Source organism: Paraburkholderia dipogonis (assembly GCF_046027395.1).
Classification (GTDB): Bacteria; Pseudomonadota; Gammaproteobacteria; order Burkholderiales; family Burkholderiaceae; genus Paraburkholderia; species Paraburkholderia dipogonis_A.
This window is the reverse complement of sequence record NZ_JAQQEG010000017.1, coordinates 142816-160673: the sequence shown is the minus strand read 5'-3', so window position 1 is coordinate 160673 and position 17858 is coordinate 142816. Positions and strand designations below refer to the sequence as shown.

Genomic DNA, 17858 nt, shown 5'->3' with positions numbered 1-17858 from the left:
TAGACCAACCGCGAGTACGCATGCGCGGAAAAAACTGATCGTATCGTTCAAATTTTTTGTAGTAAGCAGGCGGCTGCCGGATACGGATCGCGCGGCCGGCCTGGGCGTTCTAGCGCGAGTCGCCTGACATGACAGTGGGCGGCATACGCGCAATGACAGAAGCAAGAATCATGGCGTCCGCATTGGCTGGGATCGCGCTGCGTATTCTCGGCTTGTAGATCGCATCGTCACGGCGAATCGTCGCGCCGCTCAATGCGCAGCGTCCCTTGATGCGGGCGCGGCAGCAGATCCACACCTGGTCGACATACTGGCAACGGGTCGCGTCCTGCCAGAGCACGGCAATCGACGTGTCCGACAGACGCTCGAGCACTTCGATCTGGATATGCTGCGACGGCGCGTCCGCGGCGGCGACGCGTTTCGCCGGCGCCTTCAGATAGGCTTCCCCTTCGGTCTCGTTGCAATAGCCCGCCAACAGCCGGTTGATCACGTGATTCCACACGGGCGCGCGGCCGTCGTCCGGCATCGCCGACGGGTTCTCGCTGACCTGGCAATACGCTTCACCACGAACGCGCGTCTCGTGCCGAGCCGTCTCCGTGCGTTGCTTCAAGGGGGTTTCGATATGCATGATGCTGCTCCCGAAGTGTCTGCGGGTAGGGGTTGGCTCGTTCGGAGAATCATCAACTGCCCGTCCAGCCGCGCAGAAAATCCACCAGCAGTGCGTTGACCCGCTCCGGCTGCTCCTCTTGCGGCAAGTGTCCGCACTGCGCAATGGGCTCCGCGCGCAGATGGGTCGCCATGCCTTCCCAGACCGCCTTCATGTCGAACAGGCCGCCGACCGCGTAAAAGTCTTCGCCCCACAACGCCATGGTCGGACAGGCAATCTTGATGTCCGCATCGACCAGGTCCTGCGCGACGTCCTCGGCATTCGCGCGATAGTCCGACATCGCGCCCCGCACGGCGCCCGGCCGCTTGTAAGCCTTCATGTAGGTATCGAAGTCCGCGCCTTCGATGGTGTGCGGGTTGTAGCACCAGTCCGCGAAAAAATGATGCAGCCACGCTTCTTCCTTGCCGGCGATCAGCGTTTCCGGCAGATCGGCGACCAGATGGAACAGGAAGAACCAATAGGCGCGCGCCGTTTCGGGCGTCATGTTCTGCGCGACGACCCGTGTCGGCACGTTGTCCATCACGACGAGCCGGTCCACCCGTTCGGGATGATCCTTGGTCAGGCGCGTCGCCACGCGCGCGCCGCGATCGTGGCCGACCAACGCGACCTTGCCGATACCCAGTTCATCGAGCAGCCGGATGATGTCCAGCGCCATGTTCCGCTTGTCGTAGCCGGCCCCCGGCTTGTCGGTCTCGCCGTAACCTCGCAGGTCCGGCGCAATGACGCGGTATTGACGAGCCAGCACGGGAATCTGATGGCGCCACGCAAAACTCGTCTCGGGGAAACCGTGCAGCAGCACGACCACCGGGCCGCTGCCCGCGTCGAGATAGTGCTGACGGATGCCGTTCGCACGACGCGTGTGGTGCGTGACCGAAATCGTGTCGGTTTCCATGATTCGTTCCTCGAAGCAATGAGCGGGCGAAATGCGCCCGCGTGTCATCGGCCGGGTGCGGCCTCGTAGTTGACCGGCACCCAGTCATACGTGCGGCCGTTTTTTCTGACGTGCCCCAGGCCCGGGAAGGCGATATGCGCGGCGCCGATCAGATAGCGTTTGTTGGCGGCGAGTTCGAATGAGGAGCGGCGCGAGCGCTGCGCGTCGGCCGCGCTGGTGTCGTATTCGACCGAAGCTGCCGGATTCTGCAACTGGATCGACGCAACATGGACGATGTCGCCCCACACCAGCAGATCCTGCGATTCGCTCTCCACCAGATAGCCGGTGTGGCCCGGCGTGTGACCGGGCAATGCGACCGCGCGAATACCGGTGTCGAGTTCGACGTCGCCGCTGAAGGGCTTGAAGCGTCCGGCCGCGACATAAGGCGCGACGCAGGCGCTCGCGGCGTCGAAGAATGTGCTGAGAAAACCCGGCGCTTTCGACTTGTTGACCGGATTCAGCCAGTAGTCCGCTTCAACCTGGCTCACTCGCACCACCGCGTTCGGAAAAGTCATCTGGCCGTTCGACACGATGCCGCCGACATGGTCCTTATGCAGATGCGTCAGCAGCACTTCGTCGATTTGCTCGGGTTGATAGCCGGCCGCGCGCAAGTTGTCGAGCAGCTTGCCGCAGCAGTCGCCGTAGAGCACGCCCGCGCCGGAATCGATCAGGATCAGCTTCGAACCGGTGTTGATCAGAAACGCGTTGATGGAGCCCTGCACCGGCGCCTGCAGAAAATCGCGTTGGAGATCGCGTGCGATGTCGGCCTTCGGCACGTCTTTCACGACCGTGTCGATTGGAAACGGATGCGTGCCGTCGAGCAGCGCGGTCACCTCAAAGCCGCCGAGCATGATCCGGTAAAAGCCCGGCCCCTGAGTCTTCACCTGAGGCGCGGCGGCGAACGCCGAAGCGCTCGCCACACTCGCCGCCAGGCTCAATACGAATACGCGCCACATGCCCGTATGCGTCGCCCATTTGCGCTGTATCCACTTCATGATCCGATCCCTGGTGTTCTGCGTCAATCTTGCTGAAAAGCATAGCGGCCACCTGCCCGGCACACTCGCTAATTTTTATTAATCATCCTGAGTAGTCGCCGTCGCGAGTTGGCTCAGATACGCGCGAATCCGCGCGGGCGAAACGCGCGGGACCATCTGATGCTGCCGGCATTCCAGCAACGAATACGGAAACCCGAGTCCGGACGGCATCGCCGCTTCGACCTGTAGATCAGGCGTGCTCATAAAAAATCACCTCTTCTGACACGCCTCGCCGATGACGTGGCGCCGCTACCGCGTTACCAGCCGAACTTGAGTTCGGCGCCTACATAGTCGGAGTTGCGCGCACCCAGCTCGCGCAACGACGGTCCGACCTGGAAATGCACGGCTTCGAGCGCGGCGGCGAGATTCGCGGTGACCGCATAGTCGGCGCGCAGCTGCGTATAGAAACCGGTCCAGCGGCTACCGTGTCCGGCGGTCCCCGGCACGACCGCCGAGCCTTGTTGATACACCGCATCGGCGGTGGTCTCGCGCCATTGCAGCCCCACGCCCGCGAGCAGCGACAGCTTGCTATTCGGTTTGACGATGAGCGACGGCTTGACGTGAATCACGTTCGAGTAGCCCGTATAGCCGGCGAGCGCGAAGTAGTAGCCGTTCGGAAAGAGCGGGTTGAAGGTGCCGATGCGGCCGTCTCCAGGATGCGTGTCGCCCGAGGCCGCATCCACTTGCAGACCAAGACGCGGCGTCCACGGCAGCGAAGCCAGCGTGTAGCCGGCGAGCGTGCCCACCGCCCACGCGCCGATCGTCTTGTTGCCGACATGGCCCGACTGATACATCGCCTCCGCGTCCCAGTCGATGTGATTGACCGAACCGGCGTAACGCGTGTCGAACACGTCGCGATGCTCGTCGCCGGTGGCATCGAGAAAGTGCGCATTGCTGCGGTTGTAGCGGGAATAATAGGCGGACAGATCGCCCGGGCCGACTGCCTTGCGCTCTACCCGCACGCCGCTGAACGTCAGGTCGCGATTGGAGACGTCGTCGAAATCCGAGTTGTCGCGGTACTGCACCGGCTGCGTCGCATAAGCGATCCAGCGCCACGGCCCGGTTTCATAATCGGCCCAGATGGCGTCGAAGGCCTGGCGCACGTTCGGGCCGTCACGCACGGAGATGAACCGCTGCAAGTCGAACGCCATCTCCTGCCGGCCGACACGAAACTTGAAAGTGCCGGGCCCGAGCGGTTCGGTGATGGCGACGAACGCCTGGCGCAGGTCGAGCGGATTCTTGTCGACCGGCGAGACGCTGTCCTTGCCGAAAGGGCGCGCGTCCTCGAACTGCGTGAAAATCTGCACATGCGGGCCGAGGCGCACGTCCGCGTGGACTTCAAGACGTTGCAGCACGTACGTGTCGTCGCGGCCCGAACCGAGACCGAAGAGCGGCGCGTCGTTCATTTCGAGCCGCTCGCGCAGCACCATGCCGAGCGAGATATACGCGTCAGGATTGCCGAACAACGGAATGTATTTCAGCGAGTCGAAGGGTTTCTTCGGCACGCACGGATTGGCGAGCGCCGACCAGTTCTCCTGCCAGCGATTGAACATGACAGCCGGCCGTGCGCATGAAGCGCTGGCGGTCCCTGCCGCCGTGCTGCTGGGCGTACCGGTCGTGCTGGTGTCGTCCGCGCCGCCGAGCGCGGTATCCGCGGCCGACACCGGCAGCGCCGCCGCCAGTCCCGTGCTGATCAACAGCGCACGGGCGGCACGCAGCGCCGAGCGCCGCCGCAACCGCTGGCGCGGCCGCAGCGCCTGCACTGTCTGCATCACGCCTGCTTTACTGGCCATCGTGCACTTCGGCGATGTACCCGCCCGGGAATTCGAGCACGGCGCTCTTGCCTGCTTCGCTGCTGTATGGCTGCGACAGCACCTTCGCGCCGGCCGCTTGCGCGCGCTCGAGCGTCTGCGCCAGATCGTCGACGGCATAGCCGGTCGTCTCACGTCCGAACGGGAACGGCAGCTTGCCGTCCGTGACGAACACCACCATGCGGCCGAAGCCCGAATTGATCCGGATCTCGCGAATCGTCTCGCCAGCACGGCCGATCACGCCGGCATCCGCGCGCGGATTATCCGACACCACCTTGCCATGCGAAAAGTGCAGCCAGCGGCGCACGAAATTGTTGGCTTCATAACGCGACACATACACGCGGTTATCCGGCACGCTGTGCAGCGGCGCGTAGTTTGGCGCCTTGGTGTGCCAATAGAGCTGCATCGTCAGGCCGCCCGGCCACTGGATGATCGCGTCCTTGCCGATCGGATCGTCGAAGCTATCGACGAGCACGTCGGCGCCCGCCGCGCGCGCCGCCTTCACCGCCTGGTCGATGTTGGTGACCAGGTAGCCGGTCCGCTCATTGCCGAACGGATAGGGAACCGGCGTCTCGAAGCCGAACACCGACAGCATGCCGACCGGCGTCTGCACGTATTGCGACGCGGTCTTGCTCGGCGTCGGCGTCACGGTAAACACCGCGCGCGGCGATGCCTTGCCGCCGAACGTGGCGAGAAAACTGGTGACGAACGCGTCGAGATCCGCCGAGGCGACATACACGTGTGTCGTGTCGTACTGCGCGCCGACCGAGACGTCGGGCATGCGCGCCGCGAGCGCGGTCTTGCTGTTCGAGACTTCCGGCGGGCCGTTATCGGCGAAGGCGGACGACACCGGCGCGAGGCCGATCAGCAGGGCTGCGCAGAAAGCCGCAAGGGGACGGAAGCGTTGAAGCGAAGTGAACATGTGATTACCCGATGGTGTTAGCAATATCTGAATGGCCGGCTTGCAGGATCAGCCGCCCTCTTTTGTCGCGCCGGGCGTGGCCGGCTTTTGCGCCGAGGTGCTCTGCTGCGGGTCGTCGACCTGAACCGTGGCCGTCTGCGCGAAAAACTGCGCCTTGACGACCGGTATCGCGTGCTCGCCCAGCACCATCCCAAGCAGGCCGGCGAGCGCGATCAGCGGCGGCGCCGGCGACTGCACCTTGAGCAGCCAGTAGAGAAGTCCGATGCCGAAGCCAACGCCCAATGAAATGATGTAGCCCATTCTGATTTCCTTTCGATGCCCGCTTGCGGCGTTCGCGTGGCCCGGTTCCAGGCAGCGTCCGACACACGGCGAGCCAGTCGTCATATGCGGCGAACCGCGTCAATTCGCCCAGTCCGAACCCAGCACCAGCCCGCAGAAATTCAGCCGGCGATAGTTCGGGTCCCACCGGTCCAGCACGTCGGCATTCACGGTGCCGAACGTCGTCTCCGGACGATGCTCCATGCCGCGCGCGTAGGCTTCGATGATCTTCTTCTTGAAGCCGGCTTCACGCGGACAGGCCTGCACGATCTCGTCGCGCTGCTGCGCGGTGAATTCGTCGTAACGGGCGCCGCGAATATCCATCTGCACGCCCGCGCTCACCAACGCGACGAGCGGCGACAAATGTTCAGGAATGCCCGGCGTGGTATGCAACGCGATCGCCGCCCAGACCTCGTCGATCGCGCCGGCGGCGGCACCGTACTGCAGCATGAAGTCGCGCGCCGCATTCGCGCTGTCCACCTCGTAGCGATAGGGGGAACGCCGGTGTTGCACGTTCAAACCGACGTTGTGAAACAACGCGCTCACGTACAGCAACTCCGCGTCGAACGTCAGCTTGTCGCGCAAGCCGGTCAGCGCGCCGAACAGAAACGCCCTGAGCGCGTGATGAAACATCAAGCTGGACTCGGTGGCCCGGATCTGATCGGTTGCCGCCCGCGCCATTGGACTGTCGGGAATGTCGATTCCCGCAATGGACTTCTTCACGTCATCTCCTCCCTATCCGACACTCCGCTGCGGGCGCGCATCGCCGACCGGCTATTCAGTGCAGCGTAGCGAATTAACCTCATAAAGACTTTGGCGAATCCTTAAAAAGACTTAATCGATGCGGCACTTCTCGCTGCGCTCACACCGTGAGTTCATGGATGCGCCGAACGCCGTCGCGAATCCATTGCAGCAGACCGCCGGAGCTTTGGTCGGCGTCGTCCGGCGACGCCAGCATCAGCTTCTCCGTTTCATGGTGTTCGGACAGCAGCCGGCACATTTCGCGCGCCACTTCGGGACGCCGCACGAGAATCGGCGTCAACGCGGCCTTGTCGAGCTGGAACACCGTGGCGTGCGTCATCGCATGAACGATCACGCCGGTCCTGACGCCGGCGAGAATGCCTGACTGACCGATGGAGTCCCCCGGCGCGAGCCGGCGCAATTCGACCTCGCCGCTGTCCTTCGGCACGGTCACTTTCGCCACGCCGCGCGCCAGAATGTGCAACGCGTGGCCGCTTTCGTCGGCGGCGCTGTAGATGGTCTCGTCGATGTCGAACTCGTGGCACGTCAGTTGCGCGGCCAGTTCCGCGATCCCGCCGTCGTCGAGCGTCTGGAAGATGAGCACGTCGCGCAGCAGGCGCTGCTTTTCATCCGCGGCGTCGACCACGGGTTCGGGCACGGACAACGGACGCAGCACCACGCCGCGCGATAACAGATGCCGATGCGCCAGATCGAACAGTTCGTTGCGCACCTCGGTCTTCTTGCCCAGCGCATCGACGTAGCAGACGATCTCGTACTCGATCGCGTCATTGGTCGCCCGCCGCACGCTGACGGCCGGCTTCGGATCCGCGAGCACGTTCTCCGAACTCGCGGCGGCGTTGGCGAGCGCCTGCAGCACGGTAGCAGGCCGGATCGACGGCTCGACCGGCAGCAGCACGCTGATGCCGTGCGTATGCGAAGGCTGGTTGGCGTTGACGATATTGGTGCGTGCCGCCACGCTGTTGGGAATCACGACGATATTGCCCTGACCGTTGAGCAGGCTGGTCGCGCGCCAGTTGGTCTCCACCACCTTGCCTTCGACCTCGCCGATGGTGACCCAGTCGCCGATCGCAAAAGGCTCGGTCGCGTTGAGCACCACGCCCGAAAACACGTCGTTGAGCGTGCTCTGGATCGCGAGGCCGAGCACGATCGCGAGCGCGCCCGAGGTCGCGAGCAAACCGCGCACCGGCAGTTCCAACACGAAGGCAATCGCGCCGACCGCGGCCGCCAGAAACACCAGCGCGCCGAGCACGTCCTGAAACAGGCGCTCCTTGTGCCAGGTCTCCGGCAGCACGGTGCGATCCAGCACGATCGTCACGAGCCGCGCGCCTTGCAGCCACCACACCACCTCCAGCAATTGCGCGAGCAGATGGCGCAGCGGCTCGTCCGGCCACGGCGCCGCGCGCAGCGGATTCATGCCGTAACTGAACAGCACGTAAGTCGACAAACCAAACATCAGCGTGCGCAATGCGAGACGCCCTTTGTCCGTTTTACGGCCCATGAAGCGCCAGAAGAGGAAGTCGAGAACCAGGATACCTAGCCCATACAGCACGCCATCGTTGAAGGTCGGCATGACGGTTCTCGCTCGTCGGGTGGCACGAAGCCGTGGATGTCAGAACGCAAAGCAGCTACATCCTAGCGCACCCCAGAAGCCGTTCGAATCGCTGACTGGCACGTTCTTTCGCCATGCCCAGCCGTGCGCGTGGGCATGCACGCCGCACAGATTGACACAGCCGTCCACGCACGCCACAGCGGTGGGCTTGTAACGGCTATAGCCACCAAATTCGGCGACCGGCGACCACGACGGGCTGACCGGAAGATCAGGCGGCGCGAGTGGCGCGAACTCGTCGTCCGCATAGACCACCTTGCCGCCCACCACCGTCATGGCCGAGGTCAGGAACTTGATGCGGCTTTCGTCGACCGTGAAGTAGTCTTCGCTGAGCACCGCGAAGTCCGCGAACTGGCCCGGCACCAGTGCGCCCTTGCGCTCTTCTTCATTCGAGAACCATGCGCTGCCCACCGTGTAGCGGCGCAACGCCTCCATCCGGTCGAGCTTGTTCTCGCTCGAATACATCGACGTGCCGCCCACCGTCTTGCCTGATACCATCCAGTACAGCGAGACGAACGGGTTGAAACTCGCGACGCGCGTTGCATCCGTGCCCGCGCCGACCGGCAGGCCGGCGTCGAGCATGTGGCGGATCGGCGGCGTGCGCTTGACGGCCTCTTCGCCGTATTGATGAATGAAGTACTCGCCCTGATACGCCATGCGATGCTGGATCGCAATGCCGCCGCCGAGCGCGCGCACGCGGTCGATATTTTTCTGCGTGATGGTCTCGCAGTGATCGAAGAACCAGCGCAGGCCATTGAACGGAATCTCGGCATTCACGCGTTCGAACACGTTCAGGAAGCGTTCGATCGATTCGTTGTAGGTCGCATGCAGACGGAACGGCCAGCGGTTCGCCACCAGCAGTTTGACGACCGCTTCGAGTTCGTTTTCCAGCGTGTCGGGCAGATCGGGGCGCGGTTCGAGAAAGTCTTCGAAGTCCGCCGCGGAAAACACCAGCATTTCGCCGGCCCCGTTCACGCGCAGGAAGTCGTCGCCCTCGCCGGGCCTGGTCATCTTCACCCACTTCGCGAAATCTTCGATTTCCTTCCTGGCGTTCTGCGTGAACAGGTTGTAGGCGATCCGCACAGTCAGTTCGCTGTGCTTCGCCATGTCCATGATGACGGCGTAGTCGTCGGGATAGGCCTGATAGCCGCCGCCCGCGTCGATCGCGCTCGTCACGCCGAGGCGGTTCAACTCGCGCATGAAGTGGCGCGTGGAATTGCGCTGATCCTCGGGCGCGAGCTTCGGGCCTTTCGCGAGCGTCGCGTACAGCAGTCCGGCGTTCGGTCGCGCGATCAGCATGCCCGTCGGATTGCCGCGCTTGTCGCGCTGGATCTCGCCGCCGGGAGGATTGGGCGTGTCTTTCGTATAGCCGACCGCGCGCAATGCCGCTGCATTCAGAAGCGCACTGTCGTACAGATGCAGGATGAACACCGGCGTATCCGGCGCAATCGCATTGATTTCTTCGAGCGTCGGTCCGCGGCGCTCGGCAAACTGGAATTCGTTCCAGCCGCCCACCACACGGACCCATTGCGGCGCCGGCGTGCGGGCCACCTGCTTGCGCAACATGTCGAGCGCGTCAGTCAGCGACGGCACGCCGTCCCAGCGCAACTCCATGTTGAAGTTCAGGCCACCGCGAATGATGTGCAGGTGCGAGTCGTTCAGGCCCGGAATGACGGTGCGGCCTTTCAGATCGACGTGCCGCGTGGCGTCGTTGGCGTGCCGCATCACGGCATCGCGCGACCCCGCGGCGACGATGCGGCCGTTCGCCACGGCGAGCGCATCGGCGAAGGAGCGCTTGTCGTCCTGCGTGGCGATCTTGCCGTTGAAGAAGACAACCTCGGCCGGCGTCGGCGCGGAAGGTGTGGAAGTCATGGCGATCCTCATGGGAGAGCGCTCCGGTTGACGCGCACGGAGCTACGTCCGGGCAAGCCCGGAACTCGGGAAAATCAAGGGAACGGGGAAGCCCGGAAGCGCGCCGTCGCACACTTTCCATCGGGTATTCGTACGGGGGCCGGCGCGAACGTATCGGGGATGCCGCCTCACGGTCATCGAACTGCGCGGCATCCATCGATACGTGATTGGCCGGCGTCATGCCATGCCCGTTGCGCCGAATCAGCTCATCAGCCCATCAGCCCCCTTCGCTCGCGTGCTCGCCGAGAATAGACTTGGCGTAACGCACGCCGATGCCGTATGCGCTGTGCGCCTTCAGGATGTCCATGCAGCCTTCGTACGTTTCGCTGCGTCCCCAGTCGCGTTGCAGTTCGAACATGTACTGGAGCGAGGTCATCGGCACCGCGCCGGCCTGGATGATGCGTTGCACCGCGCGTTCGTGCGCTTCCGTGGTGACGTCGCCGCAGGCATCGGTCGGCACGTAGATTTCGTAGCCTTCGTTGATCATCTGGATGGTCGGGAACGACACGCACACTTCCGTCCACAGGCCGGCGATCACGATTTTCTTGCGGCCGGTCGCCTCGATGGCCTTGCGGAAGTTCACGTCTTCCCACGAGTTCATCGACGTGCGGTCGATCGGCGTGTACTCGGGAAATACCGATTGCACTTCCGGCACCAGGTCGCCGCTGAACGACTTGGCGGCCACGGTGGTCAGGATCGTCGGGACCTTGAAGAGCTTCGAGGCCTTCGCGAGCGCCTGGACGTTGTGCAGGATGGTGGTGCGCTCATGCGACGTCGTTCCAAAGAACATCTGCGGCTGGTAGTCGATCAGGGCAATCGCACATGAATCAGGGGTCAAGAGTTCTTTCGGCATTACGGGCTCCGTATTGAATGGACAAAGCAGTCTGAGAGACGTGCCGTGCTCGCTCGGGCAGCGAGTGAAACTGAAACCGAGTTTATCGACGGCGCTTCGCGGAGTCCTTGTCGAAGTCCTTAATCGTTATTAAAAAATCCCAAATGAAAGCTTGCGACGCGACCCGCGGCGTGGCTGAAGACGCCGACCGGCGAGGATCCGCATTCAGAACAATTAAGCAATCTGAAGTTCTCTACAGTGCCTCGCACCGTACGATCGAAAGCTGCGATGTCGCGTCATGCGTCGTCAGGACGGGACGTCCTTCAACATCACAAGACTGGAGAGCAAACTTGACTAGCCCAACTGGAATTCCGTCGGCGAATCGCCGCCAGCTACTCGTCGCGGGCGCGGGTGCAGCCGGCGCCGCAGTCGCTGCGATGGCCGCGCCGGGCGTCGCGATGGCCGCCGCGGCGGCCGGCGGCAGCAGCAGCACACACGCAGGCAATGGATCCCACTCACAGCATGGAGAGCGTCATACGATGAACACGGTAACCACTAAAGACGGCACGCGAATCTTCTTCAAGGACTGGGGCACCGGCAAGCCCGTCGTCTTCTCGCACGGCTGGCCGCTCGACGCCGATGCGTGGGATGCGCAAATGCTGTTTCTGGTGCAAAAGGGCTATCGCGTCATCGCCCACGACCGCCGTGGCCACGGCCGTTCGGATCAGCCGTCGCACGGCAACGACATGGACACCTACGCCGACGACCTGGCCGCGGTCATCAATGCGCTCGACCTGAAAGGCGCGACGCTCGTCGGCCATTCGACGGGCGGCGGCGAAGTGGCGCATTACATCGGCCGCCACGGCACCTCGCGGGTTGCGAAGGCCGTGTTGATCGGCGCCGTGCCGCCGCTCATGGTCAAGACCGAAGGCAATCCGAACGGCCTGCCGATGTCGGTGTTCGACGGCATTCGCGCGAGCGTGGCGTCGAACCGTTCGCAGTTCTACCGGGACCTCGCCATGCCGTTCTACGGCTTCAACCGCCCCAATGCGAAAGTCTCGCAAGGCACGATCGACGAGTTCTGGCGCGAAGGCATGCTCGGTTCGATCCAGGGCCAGTATGAATGCGTGAAGCAGTTCTCCGAAGTGGACTACACGGAGGACCTGAAGAAGATCGACGTGCCCACGCTGATCCTGCACGGCGACGACGACCAGATCGTGCCGATCGACGACTCGGCCCGCCTGTCGGCGAAGCTGGTGAAGAACGCCACGCTGAAGGTCTATCCGGGCGCACCGCACGGCATGTGCACGACGGAGGCGGACAAGGTCAACGCCGATCTGCTCGCGTTCCTGCAAAGCTGATGACATGCCGGGCGCCGGCCGTGGATCGATCCCCGCGGCGCCCGTTCGCTACACGCGGCGCCGCGCCCCTGACGGACTCAGTTCGCCGGGGCGCCGCGCCGCGTTGTCTTTCCTGCCTCGAATCAACCCATGCAATGTGGGCCGGCGATCTTCAGGCTATCTGCTTCCGCTATTTCCCGAGCGCCGGCTTTACCATTTTCATATCACATCCTCTATCTGTTACGCCAATATGTCGGCGCAAGAATAAAGACTTTCGACAAGGTCGGCCAAAATAAAACTGGCCGCCGTCATGGCCGATGGCGCACCGCCAGCGTTATCCGTTCAACGCTTGCAAGTCCGCCGCACGCGGGCTGGCGGGTGATCGGCAAACTGCTGATTGAAATATTTTCTCCTGCCTATTCTTAACGCAGCGAACGTTTAACTCACAATTTTCACATTTTGAGCCGATTAAGCCATAATGGCGACAGCTTACATTTTTTAATTTTTGGGTAAATTGCTGGAAGCAGTGCGACCGCTGCGCGACGATCGAGGCGACCCATTATGTTGAATGACATTCAGACAGCCACCACCGCCACTGCCGCGCGATCCAAAGACTCGCTGGGATGCCTGTCGAGCCATCTCGGCCGGGACCTCGAACTCGACACGGGCGAGTTCAAGTTTTATCGCAAGTGCACAGTCGACGACAAGGCAAGCGCGGTCGCCATGCACGGTTCGGATCGTGGCTTCCTGATCGGCGTGTCGCTGAAGCCAGGACACCGGCGGCGCATTTACTCAGCGCACCGCTGGACGACGCACGACTTCGGACAGGACAGCGTCTATATCCGCGACTTCGCGGACGACTACAAGGCCGATCTGCAAAGCGGATTCGATTTCGTGCTGATCGAACTGTCGCGTGCCTTCATCGCGAACGCCTGTTATGAGCGCAACGGTTCGAACATACCGTGCCTTTCCACGCTCGCCGGCCGCAAGGATCCGACGCTCGCCCATTTCGCCCAGATCCTCTCGCTCACGCTGGATCGCAAGAGCGAGGCAAGCCCGCTCTTTGTCGAGCAGTTGGGCGTCGCCATCGGCACGCATCTGCTCGATCAATACGGCGACACGGCGTGTTCATCCTTCAGCAGGACCCGGCGCCTTTCGAGTCTGCAGGAAGCGCGCGCCAAAGACATGTTGCTCGCCAAGTCGCAAGGCAACGTTTCGATCGAAGAGATCGCCAACGCATGCAACCTCTCGCGTAGCTACTTCATTCGCGCCTTCCGGGAAACCACGCATCGCACGCCGCATCAATGGCTGCTCGAACGGCGCATCGACCGGGCCCGCGATCTCCTGAAAAATTCGGACTATTCCCTGTCCGAAATCGCCATCGCATGCGGCTTCTCCGATCAGAGTCACTTCACGCGAACCTTCTCGCAACTGGTCGGCACGCCGCCCGGCACATGGCGTCGGCAAGCGGCCGGTTGAGCGGCCGGGCCGTTGACCAAGCGCTGCTGAACGCGCCGCCTGTCCCTGGAATTCGTGCCCGTCATGCGACCTCGGGGAGGTGTTCGCACGCGCCGATGGACTTTCCTACAAAGCATCGCACTAACCGACAAGACGCGCGCGATTTGCCACGGTACTTTCGAGCCCATCGACGATGGCCGTTCGAGCGTGCGTCGACACAGCGAGGACATACAGGACGCTAGGCACGATCGAGCGGCACATCCCCTATCACGCTCATTGTCCCGGGACTTGAAAACGACATGATTGAACTAGGCCGCTTTCAAATCGATCTGGAGATGCGCACCTTGCGGCGGGACGGTGAGGCGCTGCATCTCGGCTCCCGCGCCTTCGACCTGCTTGCCGTGATCATTTCCGCCGCCGGGCGTCTCGTCACGAAAGACGAATTGATGAATGCGGTCTGGCCGAACACCGTGGTGGAAGAGAACAACATCCAGGTGCATCTCTCGGCGCTGCGCAAAATTCTCGGCGCGGACCGGCATCTGATTCTCACCGTGCCTGGCCGCGGCTATCAGCTTGCCCATCGGCAAAAGTCAGCACCCGCGCGGCCCGGCAACCCGGTTTGCGCCGGGCGTCCCTTGCCTTCGCCCAAAACCCGCCTCGTGGGCCGCGACGCGGCAATCAAACAGATCCGCGCGATGCTCCAGGACGCACACGTGCTGACGCTGGTGGGTGCGGGCGGCATCGGCAAAACCAGTCTCGCGATCGAAGCCGCGCGTCACGCCGCCGAGGATTTTGCCGAGCCGGTCTGTTTCGTCGAGCTGGCCACGCTGACCACGCATGACGGCGTGCTTGGCGCCATCGCCGATGGTTGCGGACTGCTCACTGACGGCGCGACGCCCGCCGCCGCGCAGGTCGCCGCGGCGCTCGCGCACAGGCACCGGCTGCTGGTGCTCGACAACGCCGAGCATGTGGTCGGCTTCGTGGCCGAGACCGTGGAGGCATTGATCGCGGAAAACGATTTGCTGCGTGTGCTCGTGACGAGCCGAGAGCCGCTGCGCATCATGCCCGAAGCCGTATTTCGCGTGGACCCCCTGGACGTGCCGCAGTTGCATTGCACCGATGCGGAAATCCTCCAGCAGTCGGCCGTGAATCTGTTTCTCCTGCGCGCCAACTCATTGCAGCGCAAAGTGGCGGGCGACAGTCCCGAGCTGCGGCTCGTCGGCGAGATATGCCGCCGGCTGGACGGCATTCCGCTCGCAATCGAACTGGCCGCGGCACGCGTCGCGGCGCTCGGCGTGGAAGGCGTGCATCGGCGGCTGGACGATCGCATGGCGATTCTCGCGGGCGGGTATCGCACCGCGCTGCCACGCCATCAGACCTTGCGCGCCACCTTCGACTGGAGCTTCGCCCTGCTCGACGAAGGCGCGCAGTCGCTCTTCAGACGGATCGCGGTGTTCGGCGGCGTGTTCACGTTCGAGGCGATGTGCGCGGTCGTGTGCGACCCGGCGTTGACGATCGCGGATGCGATCAGCGGGATCAGCGAATTGCTGGCCAAATCGCTCGCCAATGTCGAATTCGACGGTCCGGTCGCCAAGTACCGGCTGCCCGAGTCGACGCGAGCCTATGCGCTGGAAAAACTGCAGGCTGAGGGCGAGCGCCCGGCGTTCGCTTCGCGCCATGCGCGCTATCTCTCCACCTGCTTCCAGGCGCGCACGGCGCAGACCGTTCGCCGCGATGCCGATCACGTCACGGGTCTCCAGCACACGTTCGACGACGCGCGCAGCGCGTTCGATTGGGCCTTCTCCGCCGAAGGCGATCAGCGCCTCGGTGTCGATCTCGCCTCCAACCTCGCCAGTGCGCTGCTCGATGGCGGCATGATCGCGGAGGGTTGCGCGCGCGCCGAACTGGCGGTCGGCGTACTCGACCAGCTTGCGCCCGCCACGGTGGACGCCGCGTGCGAGATGCGGGTGCGCGCGGCATTGGCGACGGCATTGCCTTCCGTTCGCGGGTGCGTTGCGCGGTCGGCTGAACTGTGGCGCGATGTCTTCGCGCTGGCAATCGCGAGTGGCGACCGGAAGTTTCAGGCGCACGCGCTGTGGGGCCTGTGGAACATGATGCTCTCCAGTGGCAACATCCACGAATCGATGAAGTTCGCGCGGCAATTCCAGCGCCTCGCCGAAGACGAAAGCAATGCGTGGCAACGCGTCCTGGGAGACCAGGCGGTGGCCATTTCGCAGCATTGTCTCGGACAGCACGCGGAGGCCAAACGGAGATTGCTGAGCGCGCGAGAACGCTTTGCACAACTCGAGGGGGAGTCGCAGCGCGATAGCACGTTCGCCGTCGATCCGCTCGTCTACTGCAACGGAACGCTCGCGCGTATCGCCTGGCTCGAGGGCGAGCCCTGCGAGGCCATGACGCTGGTCGATACGCTCGTGAGCCAGGTGCGGCCCGAGACGATGGAGCCGTCGCTCACGCACGTGCTCGGCACTGTGGCCGCGCCGCTCGCGCTGATGTCGGGCGATCTGAGCCGCGCCGCGGCGTATCTGGAGATCATGCGTTCGCAGGCCGCGCTACATCGCTTCGATGTGTGGGTGGAGTACTGCGACTTCCTGAGCGCTTACCGGGACATTCTCGACGGACACGCGGCGCGGGCGCTGCCGGTCCTCGCCGCATCGCTCGATGCGTTGATTGCGCGCGGCTTCCGGCGCCTCGTCACGTTGTTTGTCGTCGTCTATGCCGAGGCGCTGGTGAACGCCGGGCGAACCCGCGAAGCCACCGGCCGGCTGACTGACGCATTGGAGTTTTGCCAGCATAACGGCGAGCTGATGTTTGTTCCGGAAATCTGGCGGGTGCTGGGGCGAGCCGCGCACGCTGAAGCCGGCGCGCAAGCCGGCGCCGGCGAAGCCTTCGGCGGCACCCTTGTTTATGCGACCACCTGTTTCACGACCGCACTCGAACTCTCCCGCGCGCAGGGCGCGAGAATGTGGGAACTGCGCGCCTCGATGGCCATGGCGGCGCTGCTGCACGACGAAGGCCGGCGTGACGAAGCGATCGAAGTCCTGGAACAGATCACCTCGTATTTCGACGCGTCTTCCAGCGCCACCGATGTGTTGTCCCTGTTCGCGATGATCAGAACGCTGCGCTCACGCCAGGGCAAAGCAGTCCGGCGAGCGGTGCTGGAAATGCCACAGCGCGAGGCGCACTGGTTTAGCGGCTCCGTCGAGCGCGTTGGCTGAAGCCGCTATGTCTCGTTGAATCGAGCAGCGGTGTCGTGCAATCGTCCACCCTATTGCGCGTAACGCACCTCACCGCTCCAATTCAGCAAACAACCAGTCCTGAAAGCTGCGCAGCTTCGGCAAGTCGGCACGCGACTTCAACAGATTCAACGTGTAGCCATTCACGCTGAGTCCGTCCACGCCGAACGGCGCGACGAGCCGCCCGGTTTCCAGTTCGCGCTGCGCGAGCAGGAGGCTCTCGAGACACACGCCCAAACCGTCGACCGCGGCGCTCAGCGCCATAAACGAACGATCGAAACGCGGCCCGCGTCCAATATCGACCCGCGTCTTGCGATGCAAACGCATCCAGTCCCGCCAGCCGACCAGACAACCCTCGCTGTGAATCAGCGGATGGTGCTGCAGGTCCGCGACGCTGCGCAGCGGATAGTCGCCGCTCATCAGCGCCGGCGCGCATAGCGGCACGATCGTCTCCGGCGGCAACTCCAGCACCAGGGTGCCGGCCGGCTGCAGCTTGCGCGGACCATAGCGAATGTCGATATCGACCGCTCCTGAAATCAGGTCCGCCGCTTCCGATGACGCATTCAAACGCACGTCGATATCGGTATGCGCCGCGCTGAAGCGCGCGATGCGCGGCATCAGCCATTGAGTCGCGAAACTCGGCGTGCAGTGAATCGTGAGGATGTCGCTCTTCGCCACGCGGCCGATCTCGCGCGTGGCGGCATCGATGCGCGCGAACGCCGAAGTGATTTCCTCTGCGTATTGCCGCCCCGAGTCCGTCAGCAACACGGTGCGATGCAGCCGATGGAACAGACGAATGCTCAATTGCTCTTCGAGCAGCTTGATTTGATGGCTGACCGCCGAGGGCGTCACGAACAGTTCCTCTGCTGCGAGCGCGAACGACGAAAGCCGGGCGGCTGCTTCGAAGGCTTGTATCGACTTGAGAGTGACGCGATTGTGCATGGCAGCATCCACGTGAATTCAATTCATCTATCGGCCCATCTTAATTCGTTTGAGCGATGCCTGGCGTGAGATT

The 17858-nt window shown here is 63.5% G+C and carries 15 protein-coding genes; 3 read left to right on the top strand and 12 right to left on the bottom strand.

All coding sequences use genetic code 11. From position 1 onward, the window contains the following. Window positions 1–109: 109 nt before the first annotated feature. The 11 genes from PQR32_RS19045 to PQR32_RS18995 form a co-directional block, all read right to left on the bottom strand. Complete coding sequence (locus PQR32_RS19045) at window positions 110–625, bottom strand: DUF3331 domain-containing protein (RefSeq protein ID WP_408230014.1); 516 nt, start codon at window positions 623–625, stop codon at window positions 110–112. Window positions 626–677: 52 nt separating this feature from the next. Beyond that, window positions 678–1556, bottom strand: a complete 879-nt coding sequence (locus PQR32_RS19040) for an alpha/beta fold hydrolase (protein ID WP_408230011.1) — start codon at window positions 1554–1556, stop codon at window positions 678–680. 44 nt (window positions 1557–1600) lie between these two features. Then, a complete protein-coding gene (locus PQR32_RS19035; RefSeq protein ID WP_408230101.1) occupies window positions 1601–2551 on the bottom strand; it encodes an MBL fold metallo-hydrolase in 951 nt (316 codons plus the stop codon). 117 nt (window positions 2552–2668) lie between these two features. Continuing rightward, window positions 2669–2833, bottom strand: coding sequence for a hypothetical protein (locus PQR32_RS19030; RefSeq protein WP_408230008.1), 165 nt, complete (start codon window positions 2831–2833; stop codon window positions 2669–2671). 53 nt (window positions 2834–2886) lie between these two features. After that, window positions 2887–4422, bottom strand: a complete 1536-nt coding sequence (locus PQR32_RS19025; protein ID WP_408230005.1) for an alginate export family protein — start codon at window positions 4420–4422, stop codon at window positions 2887–2889. Next, the gene (locus PQR32_RS19020; protein ID WP_408230002.1) at window positions 4412–5362 is read right to left on the bottom strand and encodes a VOC family protein; all 951 of its coding nucleotides are present in this window, start codon (window positions 5360–5362) and stop codon (window positions 4412–4414) included. Before PQR32_RS19020 ends, PQR32_RS19025 begins: the two co-directional genes overlap by 11 nt. A gap of 48 nt (window positions 5363–5410) precedes the next feature. Next, on the bottom strand, window positions 5411–5662 hold the full coding sequence (locus tag PQR32_RS19015; RefSeq protein ID WP_408229999.1) for a DUF1427 family protein: 252 nt from the start codon (window positions 5660–5662) through the stop codon (window positions 5411–5413). Between the two features lie 99 nt (window positions 5663–5761). Next, window positions 5762–6403, bottom strand: a complete 642-nt coding sequence (locus PQR32_RS19010) for an HD domain-containing protein (protein WP_408229996.1) — start codon at window positions 6401–6403, stop codon at window positions 5762–5764. Between the two features lie 139 nt (window positions 6404–6542). After that, window positions 6543–8012: a mechanosensitive ion channel domain-containing protein gene (locus PQR32_RS19005; RefSeq protein ID WP_408229994.1), complete on the bottom strand. Its 1470-nt coding sequence runs from the start codon at window positions 8010–8012 to the stop codon at window positions 6543–6545. A gap of 39 nt (window positions 8013–8051) precedes the next feature. Then, window positions 8052–9920, bottom strand: coding sequence for an amidohydrolase (locus PQR32_RS19000; protein WP_408229991.1), 1869 nt, complete (start codon window positions 9918–9920; stop codon window positions 8052–8054). A 256-nt stretch (window positions 9921–10176) separates the two neighbouring features. Next, entirely contained in the window at window positions 10177–10812 is a 636-nt protein-coding gene (locus PQR32_RS18995; protein ID WP_408229988.1) for a hydrolase, read from the bottom strand. Window positions 10813–11330: 518 nt separating this feature from the next. Between PQR32_RS18995 and PQR32_RS18990 the strand changes: the two genes are divergently transcribed. The 3 genes from PQR32_RS18990 (at window position 11331) to PQR32_RS18980 (ending at window position 16825) form a co-directional block, all read left to right on the top strand. Next, window positions 11331–12152: an alpha/beta fold hydrolase gene (locus PQR32_RS18990; protein WP_408230098.1), complete on the top strand. Its 822-nt coding sequence runs from the start codon at window positions 11331–11333 to the stop codon at window positions 12150–12152. A 540-nt stretch (window positions 12153–12692) separates the two neighbouring features. Beyond that, window positions 12693–13610, top strand: coding sequence for a helix-turn-helix transcriptional regulator (locus PQR32_RS18985; RefSeq protein ID WP_408229985.1), 918 nt, complete (start codon window positions 12693–12695; stop codon window positions 13608–13610). Between the two features lie 278 nt (window positions 13611–13888). Then, window positions 13889–16825 carry an ATP-binding protein gene (locus PQR32_RS18980; protein WP_408229982.1) on the top strand — a complete coding sequence of 979 codons (2937 nt, stop codon included), beginning with the start codon at window positions 13889–13891 and terminating at the stop codon, window positions 16823–16825. Between the two features lie 69 nt (window positions 16826–16894). Here PQR32_RS18980 and gcvA read toward each other — a convergent pair whose 3' ends face one another. Continuing rightward, window positions 16895–17785, bottom strand: coding sequence for a transcriptional regulator GcvA (gcvA, locus tag PQR32_RS18975; protein ID WP_408229979.1), 891 nt, complete (start codon window positions 17783–17785; stop codon window positions 16895–16897). Window positions 17786–17858: the final 73 nt, after the last annotated feature.

Bases quoted from the DNA above. Each gene is read 5' to 3' on its own strand.
- PQR32_RS19045 (WP_408230014.1), bottom strand. From the start codon at position 625: ATGCATATCGAAACCCCCTTGAAGCAACGCACGGAGACGGCTCGGCAC.
- PQR32_RS19040 (WP_408230011.1), bottom strand. From the start codon at position 1,556: ATGGAAACCGACACGATTTCGGTCACGCACCACACGCGTCGTGCGAAC.
- PQR32_RS19035 (WP_408230101.1), bottom strand. From the start codon at position 2,551: ATGTGGCGCGTATTCGTATTGAGCCTGGCGGCGAGTGTGGCGAGCGCT.
- PQR32_RS19030 (WP_408230008.1), bottom strand. From the start codon at position 2,833: ATGAGCACGCCTGATCTACAGGTCGAAGCGGCGATGCCGTCCGGACTC.
- PQR32_RS19025 (WP_408230005.1), bottom strand. From the start codon at position 4,422: ATGGCCAGTAAAGCAGGCGTGATGCAGACAGTGCAGGCGCTGCGGCCG.
- PQR32_RS19020 (WP_408230002.1), bottom strand. From the start codon at position 5,362: ATGTTCACTTCGCTTCAACGCTTCCGTCCCCTTGCGGCTTTCTGCGCA.
- PQR32_RS19015 (WP_408229999.1), bottom strand. From the start codon at position 5,662: ATGGGCTACATCATTTCATTGGGCGTTGGCTTCGGCATCGGACTTCTC.
- PQR32_RS19005 (WP_408229994.1), bottom strand. From the start codon at position 8,012: ATGCCGACCTTCAACGATGGCGTGCTGTATGGGCTAGGTATCCTGGTT.
- PQR32_RS19000 (WP_408229991.1), bottom strand. From the start codon at position 9,920: ATGACTTCCACACCTTCCGCGCCGACGCCGGCCGAGGTTGTCTTCTTC.
- PQR32_RS18995 (WP_408229988.1), bottom strand. From the start codon at position 10,812: ATGCCGAAAGAACTCTTGACCCCTGATTCATGTGCGATTGCCCTGATC.
- PQR32_RS18990 (WP_408230098.1), top strand. From the start codon at position 11,331: ATGAACACGGTAACCACTAAAGACGGCACGCGAATCTTCTTCAAGGAC.
- PQR32_RS18985 (WP_408229985.1), top strand. From the start codon at position 12,693: ATGTTGAATGACATTCAGACAGCCACCACCGCCACTGCCGCGCGATCC.
- PQR32_RS18980 (WP_408229982.1), top strand. From the start codon at position 13,889: ATGATTGAACTAGGCCGCTTTCAAATCGATCTGGAGATGCGCACCTTG.
- gcvA (WP_408229979.1), bottom strand. From the start codon at position 17,785: ATGCACAATCGCGTCACTCTCAAGTCGATACAAGCCTTCGAAGCAGCC.